The organism is Pseudomonas sp. NY15435 (assembly GCF_048068295.1).
GTDB lineage: Bacteria > Pseudomonadota > Gammaproteobacteria > Pseudomonadales > Pseudomonadaceae > Pseudomonas.
In genome coordinates this window covers 651,918-662,024 of sequence record NZ_JBLUQA010000002.1, presented here as the reverse complement: position 1 = coordinate 662,024, position 10,107 = coordinate 651,918, and the positions used below count along the sequence as shown (strand labels likewise).

General features: G+C 66.2%; 11 protein-coding genes. 5 read left to right on the top strand and 6 right to left on the bottom strand.

Going from position 1 to position 10,107, the window contains the following annotated elements:
* Positions 1–506: 506 nt before the first annotated feature.
* The 5 genes from ACNFH5_RS07190 to ACNFH5_RS07170 are packed head-to-tail and all read right to left on the bottom strand — an operon-like array spanning position 507 to position 2,901.
* Positions 507–947, bottom strand: coding sequence for a YybH family protein (locus ACNFH5_RS07190; RefSeq protein ID WP_416744946.1), 441 nt, complete (start codon positions 945–947; stop codon positions 507–509).
* 26 nt (positions 948–973) lie between these two features.
* A complete protein-coding gene (locus ACNFH5_RS07185) occupies positions 974–1,735 on the bottom strand; it encodes a DUF899 domain-containing protein (RefSeq protein WP_416744972.1) in 762 nt (253 codons plus the stop codon).
* A gap of 32 nt (positions 1,736–1,767) precedes the next feature.
* Positions 1,768–1,932 (bottom strand): hypothetical protein, encoded by a 165-nt coding sequence (locus tag ACNFH5_RS07180; protein ID WP_416744945.1) that lies wholly within the window; start codon positions 1,930–1,932, stop codon positions 1,768–1,770.
* A 29-nt stretch (positions 1,933–1,961) separates the two neighbouring features.
* Complete coding sequence (locus tag ACNFH5_RS07175; RefSeq protein WP_416744944.1) at positions 1,962–2,492, bottom strand: SRPBCC family protein; 531 nt, start codon at positions 2,490–2,492, stop codon at positions 1,962–1,964.
* Between the two features lie 40 nt (positions 2,493–2,532).
* Positions 2,533–2,901: a YciI family protein gene (locus ACNFH5_RS07170; protein WP_416744943.1), complete on the bottom strand. Its 369-nt coding sequence runs from the start codon at positions 2,899–2,901 to the stop codon at positions 2,533–2,535.
* 256 nt (positions 2,902–3,157) lie between these two features.
* On the opposite strand from ACNFH5_RS07170, the gene ACNFH5_RS07165 reads away from it, so the two are divergent.
* From ACNFH5_RS07165 to ACNFH5_RS07145, 5 genes are all read left to right on the top strand, one after another.
* Positions 3,158–3,703, top strand: a complete 546-nt coding sequence (locus tag ACNFH5_RS07165; RefSeq protein WP_416744942.1) for a fimbrial protein — start codon at positions 3,158–3,160, stop codon at positions 3,701–3,703.
* A 99-nt stretch (positions 3,704–3,802) separates the two neighbouring features.
* Positions 3,803–4,555 carry a molecular chaperone gene (locus tag ACNFH5_RS07160; protein WP_416744941.1) on the top strand — a complete coding sequence of 251 codons (753 nt, stop codon included), beginning with the start codon at positions 3,803–3,805 and terminating at the stop codon, positions 4,553–4,555.
* On the top strand, positions 4,539–7,130 hold the full coding sequence (locus tag ACNFH5_RS07155) for a fimbria/pilus outer membrane usher protein (RefSeq protein WP_416744940.1): 2,592 nt from the start codon (positions 4,539–4,541) through the stop codon (positions 7,128–7,130). The genes ACNFH5_RS07160 and ACNFH5_RS07155 overlap by 17 nt, the downstream gene beginning before the upstream one ends.
* Positions 7,127–8,500: a fimbrial protein gene (locus tag ACNFH5_RS07150; RefSeq protein ID WP_416744939.1), complete on the top strand. Its 1,374-nt coding sequence runs from the start codon at positions 7,127–7,129 to the stop codon at positions 8,498–8,500. Before ACNFH5_RS07155 ends, ACNFH5_RS07150 begins: the two co-directional genes overlap by 4 nt.
* Complete coding sequence (locus tag ACNFH5_RS07145; protein WP_416744938.1) at positions 8,490–9,209, top strand: molecular chaperone; 720 nt, start codon at positions 8,490–8,492, stop codon at positions 9,207–9,209. Before ACNFH5_RS07150 ends, ACNFH5_RS07145 begins: the two co-directional genes overlap by 11 nt.
* Positions 9,210–9,421: 212 nt before the next feature.
* Here ACNFH5_RS07145 and ACNFH5_RS07140 read toward each other — a convergent pair whose 3' ends face one another.
* A complete protein-coding gene (locus ACNFH5_RS07140; protein ID WP_416744937.1) occupies positions 9,422–10,072 on the bottom strand; it encodes a response regulator in 651 nt (216 codons plus the stop codon).
* Between the last annotated feature and the right edge of the window lie 35 nt (positions 10,073–10,107).

Genomic DNA, 10,107 nt, shown 5'->3' with positions numbered 1-10,107 from the left:
GAGCTTGCTCGCGAACCTCGCCGGGCCCCATGGCATCAAGCGGTTCGCGAGCGAGCTCGCTCCTACAGGTACAGTTCACGGCTTGGCAGTGAACAACGCCCCCTCTTCGCCAGGCCGTAGCATGAGCGGCTCTTCGTAGGAGCGAGCTTGCTCGCGAACCTCGCCGGGTACCCGCGGCATCAGGCCGTTCGCGAGCGAGCTCGCTCCTAAAGGCACAGTTCAAGGCTTGGCAGTGAACAACGGCCGTTCTTCGCCAGGCCGCAGCATGAGCGGCTCTTCGTAGGAGCGAGCTTGCTCGCGAACCTCGCCGGGCCCCCATGGCATCAGGCGGTTCGCGAGCGAGCTCGCTCCTACAGGTACAGTTCAAGGCTTGGCAGTGAACAACGGCCGCTCTTCGCCGGGCCGCAGCATGAGCGGCTCTTCGTAGGAGCGAGCTTGCTCGCGAACCTCGCCGGGTACCCACGGCATCAAGCGGTTCGCGAGCGAGCTCGCTCCTACAGTTCAGGTCAGGGTTTGGCGTCGAATAGCAACTGTCCCGTCGCTGGATCGAAGGGAAGGGAGAAGTGCTCGTGGGCGATCTTCCACTGGCCCGCTTCGCGTCGCAGGCCGACCGTTACGCGCACCCAGGAGGCATTGTACTGGCCCTTTTCGTCGGTGCCGCCACAGTAGGCGAGGTAGTGCCCGAAGGCGCTCTCGCCGCCCCCCTCGAAGCTCAGCTGGTGCATCTCGAAGGTGGGCTCCTTGCACATCTGCGTACAGTCGCGCCAATGGCTGGCGTAGGCCTCGACGCCCTGGAATTGCAGTTGCTTCACCGCATCGAAGGCGAGGATGTCGCGGGTGTAGTGGCGGATGACGCCCTCCACATCCGAGGCACGGACGGATTTCAGCCAGCTCTCCAGCAGCGCGTGAAGCTCGGCGTGGGCGGCGTTCTTTTCAGCGGCAGTCATGGGGTTCTCCTCGTTCTGATGACGGATCAGGAACCGCAGCAGCTGTGCGGCGGCGCGGCTTGGTCGTAGTCGTCGTGGAAGCGCGTCCAGTTCATCCCCTTGCCCTGGTAGTCGGGCATGCCACCCCAGCCTTCGCCGCGCCCCAGCGGGGTGAGGTCGAGCAGGTGGTAGGTGAACAACGGCGCCTCCAGCCCGCGACCGTAGGTCGAGTAGCTGTGGAAGACCTGGTCGCCGTCGCGCAGGAACACGCTCATGCCCGGCTGCTCGCCGCGTACGTGGTAGTCCTGGCCGAGGCGCTCCAGCTCCGCCTTGTCACGATAGTTGTATTCCACCGGGGCGACCGATTCGTCGACGCTGACGTGGAAGTCATAGTTGAAGTCGCTGCCCAGCGACGAGTACCAGGGGAACTGCCAGCCCATGCGGGCGCGGAACGGCGCGATCTCCTCCAGCGGCGCGCGGGAGACCATGGCGAAGGTGGTGCCACGGGCATGCAGGTGTTCCAGCCGACCGATGTTGTCGATAAGGAAGGAGCAGCCTTCGCAGCCCAGCCCGGTGTCGCGGTGGAACATGAAGTGGTAGACGATCAGCTGCGGCCGCCCTTCGAACAGGTCGAGCAGACGCAGCGGACCGTGCGGGCCTTCGAAGCGATAGTCCTTGTCGATGCGCACCACCGGCAGTTCGCGGCGTTGGGCGCTGAGCGCGTCGCGGGCGTGGGTGGCGGCCTTTTCCTGCTCCAGCAGGCGAATGCGCGCCTGCCGCCAGGCGGCCGGGGAGACCACGCGAGGCATCTCTGGAAAAGCAGAACGCTGGTTAGCCAGTTTCATATCGCACGCTCCTGGGGACGCTCCGGGGAAAGCTCCCGCTGCTTGTGGGACCGGACGCGGCGCTTGCCGCGCAGGCGGGTGACGGCAAAGGCGCTGATGCCGCCGGCGGAAAGAACGCTGGTCACGGCCAGCGTCAGGGTCGATACACACAGAGGGCACATGGCTCGCCTCCTTCAGGTTGCGGCTTGCATCAGCCCTTCTCGGCCAGCACCTTGAGGTTGGCCAGGCCCGCCTCGAAGTCCTTGCCGACCATGCGGTCCACGTCGATGAACAGGTGCATGATCTTCGCCACGAAGGGCACCGGGCCGAACATCGCCCAGGTCACTTCGGTGCCGCCGTCACGCGGCACCAGGGTGAATTCGGCGGTGTTGCTGGCCTTGAACGGCTTGAGGAAATCCAGGGCGATGGTGGTGCGGCTGCCGGGGTCGTTCTCGACGATTTCCATCCGCCCGGCGCCCGCCTTGCCATTGCCTGACCAGGCATACACCGCACCGCGACCTTTCTCGGTACCCGAGAAGGTGCGCTGCATGCCCGGATCGAGTGCCTCGAAGGGCGACCACTGCTGCCACTGATGGAAGTCCTCGATGTAGCCCTGGACCTTCTCCGGCGGCGCCTGGATGCGCAGGGAGCGCTCCACGCGGAAGGTGCCCGGACGATTCGCCGCCAGCACCAGGATCACCACCACGGCCACGACTACAACCAACGCAATCCACTTGAGCATTCCGTCCTCCTGATGTCGCTTTCCCATGAATCGCCGCGGCTCAACGCCCGGCGAAGTAACGGTCCCAGTCGCGCACCGGGCGGACTTCCACCGCGCCCAGGCGGCCGCTGGGAATACGCTCGGCGATCTGCAGCGCCTCGTTGAGGTCGCGGGCGTCGATCAGCACGAAGCCGCCCAGGTATTCGCGGGTCTCGGCAAACGGCCCGTCGGTGATCGACAGCCCCGCCGCGCCATGGCGCAGCGTCGTCGCGGTCTCCACCGTTTCCAGCGCCTCCGAGGCGAGCACCCGGCCGGCGCGGCGCTGGTGTTCGTCGTTGGCGAAGCACTCGTCCATCAGACGGCGATACTCCCCATCCGACAGGCTGGAGAGCCGCTGGTCATCCACGTAGATCAGGCAGAGGTACTTCATGGTCGTCTCCGGCGCGCGCTGTGCTTGCAGTTACCTCATAGTCGAAGCGCGCGGGCAGGAATCGACAGCCGGGTGAAGATTTTTTCCCCGCAGGCTCCGGCAGTCCCTCGGACAGACGCGGCGAATCGCTCTGTAACAGTCATTTTCGCCGTTCGTCAGCGGCGCACCTGCGCTTTCAGATTCGTCTCAGAGAGTTCCGCGCATTCAGAAGAGAAGATGGCCGTGGGAAAAAACCCTGACCATGGAGCTCAAGAGAATGAAACTTCACGCAACCGCCCTGGCTGTCGCAGCGACCTTCGCTGTGCCGGGACTTGCCTTCGCCGCCAACACCATCAACTTCAGTGGTGAAGTGACCGACCAGACCTGCTCGGCCGTGGTCGATGGCAACACCGACCCGACCGTGATCCTCGACAGCGTCCCGGTCAGCGCCCTGAACGGCAGCGTCGGCCAGACCACCGGCGAGACCAGCTTCACCCTGCAGCTGACCGGTTGCGCCGCGCCCAGCGGTGCCGACGAGCATTTCACCACCCTGTTCCAGGCCACCAACGCCACTGCCTCGGGCAACCTGACCAACACCGCCACCAGCGGCGCCACCGGTGTGGCCCTGCAGCTGCTCGACGGCCCGGCCGGCAACCCGGTGAACCTGGCGGGCGGCGCGGCCGTGGCCGCCGGTGACATCGTTCTCGCCGACGGTGAAACCAGCGCCAGCTACGACTACGCGGTGCAGTACATCTCCGAAGCCACCACCGTGACCCCCGGTCCGGTTCTTGGCTCGGTGACCTACACCCTGCGCTACGAGTGATACCCCGCGGCACCTCCCCCCGGTGCCGCCTCCCCGCATTGCGCCGCGTCGTTCAGGGGTGATCGCACGCCGAACGACCCGGCAAGACAGGTGAACCGGATGAACGCCCTCCCACTGCGCCCGCTTCGCGCGGCGACGCTCGCGCTCGCCCTGCTGGCATCCTTCACCGCCACGCTCGCCCAGGCCAGCGTGGTGATCACCGGCACCCGTGTCATCTACCCCGGCGACGCCCGGGAAAAGACCGTGCAGCTGACCAACAAGGATGGCTTCCCCAACGTCATCCAGGCATGGATCGACGTCAACGATCCCGCCTCCGCGCCGGATACCGCCAAGGCCCCCTTCGTGGTGAACCCTTCGGTGTCGCGCATGGCGCCCGGCAGCGGCCAGACCCTGCGCATCCTCTACACCGGCTCCGGGCTGCCCCAGGACCGCGAGTCGCTGTTCCACCTCAACGTGCTGCAGATTCCACCGCGCAATGCCGCCAAGGCCGACCAGAACCAGATGCTGCTGATGCTGCGCAACCGCCTGAAGCTGTTCTACCGCCCGGCTGCCATTGCCGGCAGCCCGGAGCAGCTGCCCGAGAAGCTGCGCTTCTCTCTCGTACAGAGCGGCAGCGGCTGGAGCGTGAAGGTGGAGAACCCGACCGGCTACCACGCCTCCTTCGGCGGCGCGACGCTCAGCGTTGGCGAGCGTCAATGGAAGCTGCAGCCAGGCATGGTCGCGCCCATGGGCCAGGCCCAATGGCAGGCTGAAAAGCCTTCGGCACTGCCCGCCGGACCTGTGCGACTGTCCGCCCTGCTGATCAACGACTACGGCGCAAGAGTGGAACTTCGCCATGACCTGCCGCGTTGATTCCAGCCATGGACCGCTGCTGCCCTTCGCCCTCGGAACCCTCGCCATGGTGGTTGCGGGCCTGGCCCAGGGCGATGCGGACTACCGCTTCGACGACAGCCTGCTGATGGGATCGGGACTGGCCGGCGGCAGCCTGGAGCGCTTCAACCGCGCCGACCAGGTGGACCCTGGCAGTTACCACGTCGATCTCTACCTCAACGGCCAGTACGCCACCCGCGCCGAAGTGGAAATGCGCCAGCACGGCGAACGCGCCGAGCCCTGCTTCAGCGAGCGCTTCCTGCGCCAGAGCCTGGGCGCGCGCCCCGACCCGAAGGCCGGCAAGGACGACCAGGGCATCTGTCACTGGCTCAGCGAGCGCCTGCCCGAATCGACCTGGAATCTCGACACGGCGCGCCTGCGCCTGGACCTCTCGGTGCCTCAGGCGCTGCTCGACATCAAACCACGCGGCTATGTCAGCCCGGATGAGTGGGACGCTGGCAGCACCATGGGCTTCGTCAACTACGACGCCAACCTCTACCGTTCGAGCTTCGAAGGCTCCGGCAGCGGCGGTGACTCGGACTACGGCTACCTCGGCCTGAACGGCGGCGTGAACCTCGGCCTGTGGCGCCTGCGTCACCAGTCCAACTACACCTATTCCAGCTACGCGGGGAACACCCGCAGCGACTGGAACAGCATCCGCACCTACGCCCAGCGCGCACTGCCGGGAATACGCAGCGAACTGACCCTGGGCGACAGCTACACCGAGGGCAACCTGTTCGGCAGCATGGGCTACCGCGGCGTGCGCGTGGCCACCGACGACCGCATGCTGCCGGACTCGCAACGCCAGTACGCGCCGCAGGTGCGCGGTACCGCGAACACCAATGCGCGGGTGGTGATCAGCCAGAACGGCCGGAAGATCCATGAAACCACCGTGGCGCCCGGCCCCTTCGTCATCGACGACCTCTACGGCACCGCCTACGACGGCGACCTGGACGTGCAGGTAATCGAGGCCGACGGCAGCGTCTCGCGCTTCTCCGTGCCCTTCTCCGCCGTGCCCGAGTCCATGCGCCCCGGCCTGTCGCGCTACAGCGCCACGGTCGGCCAGGCGCGCCAGTACAGCGACGGCAACGACCTGTTCGGCGACCTGACCTACCAGCGCGGCCTGACCAACGCCCTCACCGCCAACCTCGGCGCGCGCGTCGCCGAGGACTACCTGGCCGTGCTCGGCGGCGGCGTGCTGGCCACGCCCTACGGCGCGTTCGGCATGAACACCACCTTCTCCAGCGCCACCGTGGAAAACAATCAGCGCAAACAAGGCTGGCGCGTCGGACTGAACTACAGCCGGACCTTCCAGCCGACCCAGACCACCCTGACCCTGGCCGGCTACCGCTACTCCACCGAAGGTTATCGCGACCTCGGCGATGCACTCTCCGCCCGCGATGCCAGCGACCACGGCGACACCTGGGATTCGAGCAGCTACAAGCAGCGCAACCAGTTCACCCTGCTGGTCAACCAGGGCCTGGGTCAGTACGGCAACCTCTACCTGTCCGGATCCACCGCCGACTACTACGACGGCAAGAGCCGCGACACCCAGTTGCAGCTCGGCTACTCCAATACCTGGCGCCAACTGAGCTACAACCTTTCCTACTCGCGCCAGCAGACCACCTGGTACCGCGACGTGAACGACGACTACGACCCGTCGCAGCCGCCGCAGTACAACTTGCAACACGGCAGCAACCGCAACAACACCCTGACATTGAGCCTTTCCATGCCGCTGGGCTCCACCAGTCGCGCGCCGAACCTCAGTGCCATGGCCTCGCGACGCTCCGGTGACAGCAGCGGCAGCACCTACCAGACCGGCCTCAACGGCACCCTGGGCGAGGACCGTACCCTGAGCTACGCCCTCTCCGCCGGGCGCGATAGCGAAGGCCAGGGCACCGACTTCAACGGCAGCGTGCAGCAGCAGACCTCGGTGGCCACGCTCAACGCCGGCTACGCCGAAAGCTCCAGCTACCGCCAGGTCAACGGCGGCCTGCGCGGCGCGGCGGTGCTGCACAGCGGCGGCCTGACCCTCGGGCCCTACGTCGGCGACACCTTCGCCCTGGTGGAAGCCAAGGGCGCCAGCGGCGCGGGTGTGCGCGGCGGCCAGGGTGCACGGGTGGACAGCAACGGCTATGCCGTGGTGCCGTCGCTCTCGCCCTACCGCTACAACCCCATCAGCCTCGACCCGCAAGGTATCGACGAAAACGCCGAGCTGGTGGAAACCGAACGCAAGATCGCGCCCTACGCCGGCGCCGCCGTGCGCGTCGAGTTCAAGACCCTCACCGGCCACCCCCTGCTGATCCAGGCCAAGCTGCCCGATGGCCAGCCGCTGCCGCTGGGCGCCGACGTGCTCGACGGCAATGGCGTGAACATCGGCATGGTCGGCCAGGGCGGGCAGGTCTATGCCCGCGCCGAAGGAGAGAAGGGGCGACTGCGCGTGCAGTGGGGCGAGCGCAAGGAAGACGCCTGCCAGCTTCCCTATGACCTCAAGGGCACCGACCTGGATCAGGTACTGGTGCGCCTGCAGGCCACCTGCCTTCCGGAGGCACCATGACCACTATCCTGCGCAGCCTGCCGCTGCTCGCCCTGCTGCTCGCACCGACGGCCTGGGCCACTTGCTACAAGGTGATCGCCATCGGCAGCGCTACCACCACCTCCAACACCTCGATCCGCCCTGGCGAGGGTGTGGCCGGGGCCTGGCCCGGCGATGGCGCTTGCGACACCTGCAATGGCTCACTCGGCCTGCCCAGCGTGATCAACGTCAGCGATGCCAGTTTCCAGCCCGACGGCAGCCTGATCGCCAGCGCCGTGTCACCCATCACCCAGTACGGCAACTCCGCCGGCTACGACGCCGAGCGCGTGTTTTTCCGCTGCGCACCGGGAGACGCGGTCTACGAGATGTTCTCCACCAACGCCGACGACCTCTACAGCGGCTGGTACCAGGGCGGCGACAGCGTGGGCAACTCCATCGGCCTGCAGTCCGCCTACCGCACCGCCTGGCCCAATGTGCTGCTGCGCCTGACCCACGTGGAAACCGGCCAGTACTTCACCGACGTCTGGCGCGAGCGTCAGCTCAGCGGGCTGGACATCGACTCGCGCGGTTTCCAGCTGGTCAAGGCGAAGAACCTCAGCGCAGTGCGCGCCGAACTCTTCAGGGCGCCGCTGGAGACCACCCAGGGTTATTCGCCCAATACGAAGTCGCAGCTGTATGGCCGCACCCAGCCCGCCGGCTACATCGCCATCAAGGGGCCGGGTCTGAACTACCCCACCGTCGGCCAGAGCCACTACGCCAACTACAGCGGCTGGCATTACAACTGGCCGGGCGCCATCGGCCTGTACGGCGACGTGACACTCAAGCGCTACCCGACCTGCGCGGTCACCAATGTCACGCCGCACGTGGTGTTCCCGTCGATCTCCATCGGCGAGATCAACGCCGGGGCCAACCGCGAGATGCCCTTCCAGGTCGACTTCAAATGCCAGAGCGGCGTGCTCAGCAGCACCACCCCCAGCACCAGCCAATCCGGCACCAGTGGCACCGCACTGGGCATCAAGGTCTCCGCCGGCGCGCTGGCCGCCTCCTCCGGGCTCGGGTTGGTCAATGCCAGCGGCGGACTGTCCTACCTGGTCTCCGACCGCTACGGCGAACCGGGTATGGCCCAGGGCGTCGGCATCCGCCTGCTGCGCAACGGCAGCACGATGAACCTGCTGGCCAACGAGGACTCCGCCAACGGCAGCAACGCCGAAGCGCGTGGCTGGTACCCGGTCATCGGTAACGCCTCGAACAAGACCGGTGAAGTGGGCGGGATCTCCCAGTACAGCGAGACGTTCCGCGCCCGCCTGGAAAAGCTCAGCCTCGGCAGCATGCCCACCGTCACTCCTGGCCGCGTGGAAGCCACCGCGCAGGTGGTGATCCGTGTGCAGTAAACGGCTGCTGGGACTCCTGCTCGGCCTGGGACTATTCGCCAGCGCACAGGTGCAGGCCGGCGTCACCGCCGAACGTACACGGGTGATCTTCGACGCAGGCCAGCACGAGGCTTCGCTGGCACTGGTGAACCAGAACAGCTACCCGGTCATCGTGCAGACCTGGATCGACAACGGCGACCTCGACGCCGCTCCACAGACCGCGCAGGCGCCGATCATGCCTCTGCCCCCGGTATTCCGCCTGAACCCCGGCCAGCAGCGCAGCCTGCGCCTGCTGCATACCGGGGAAAAACTCCCCACGGACCGTGAGTCGCTGTACTGGCTCAACCTCTACGAGATTCCGCCGCAATCCAACGAGCCCTTGGCCGAAGGGCAGTCGCGCCTGACCGTCACCCTGCGCACCCAGATGAAGGTCATCTATCGGCCGCGCGCCCTGATGAAAGAGGCCGAGGAAGCTCCAGGCAAACTGGTCTTCCGCAGGGCCGGCCAGGCTGTGCAGGTGGAAAACCCCACCGCCTACTTCATTACCCTGGCCGGCGCCGAAGTACGCCAGGGCAACAGCGGTTCGCCGCTGCCGGCCGACCTGTTGCCGCCATTTTCGCAGCGCGTGCTGGAGCCCAAACAGGCCTTGCCGGCAGGTGCTGGGGAGGTGCGCTACCTGTGGATCGACGATGGCGGGAACAGCCAGCAGGGCGAGGCCGAGCTGCGCTGAGAGAGAGGCACCCGTCCGTGCCGGCTGGCGCCATCGTTTGTTCTTCTGCACCGAACAGTCCCCTCTCCCGCTTGCGGGAGAGGGTTAGGGTGAGGGGCTCTTGATCTGGCAGGAGCGGAGCCTCAGGAAGAGGACAGTTGGCCTACCATGGACTTCAGCATCGGGGCAGTTCGCGAGCAAGCTCGCTCCTACAGGCGCATCCTGGGCCCGGCTTACTGGAACAGATTGGCCATCACACAGAACGTAAGCAGCGCCTGGTCGGTGTCCACGTCCAGCTTGCGCATGGCGGAGATTTTCTGCGCACTCACCGTCTTCACGCTGCGGTTCAGCAGCAGCGCGATGTCACGCACGCTCATCCCCGAAACGAAGTGTCGCAGCACTTCGTATTCCTTTACCGACAGACTGGCGATGCGCCCTTCCACATCGTCCCCGCTGGCCAGCACACTGCTCGAGGACTGCATGCCCGGTCCGCGGTAGATGCGATCTTGCGACAGCGCCTTGAGCGCCACCAGGATCTCGTTGAGATCACCATTCTTCAGGATCACCCCCGACACGCCCAGGTCGTACAGGCTGGATAGGATCAGCGGGTTGGACAGCATGGTGAGGATCAGGATGCGCGTGTCAGGGAAGTTGCGCAGGAGGAACTCGATCAGCTTGATGCCGTCGCCATAGGTCTGGTCGCCCGGCATGTTGTAGTCGGTGATAACGATGGCCGGGCGCTGTTCGCGGTACAGGGCCACCAGTTCGCTGGAGTTGTGCGCCTCGCCGATCACCTCGAAGCGATCATCCCGTTCGATCACCTCACGAACGCCCATCAGGACGATGGGATGGTCGTCCGCTAGTGCCACTCTGACTTTTTCCATGAGTTTTCTTGTGTCCCAACGTTTGCGATCGTCGG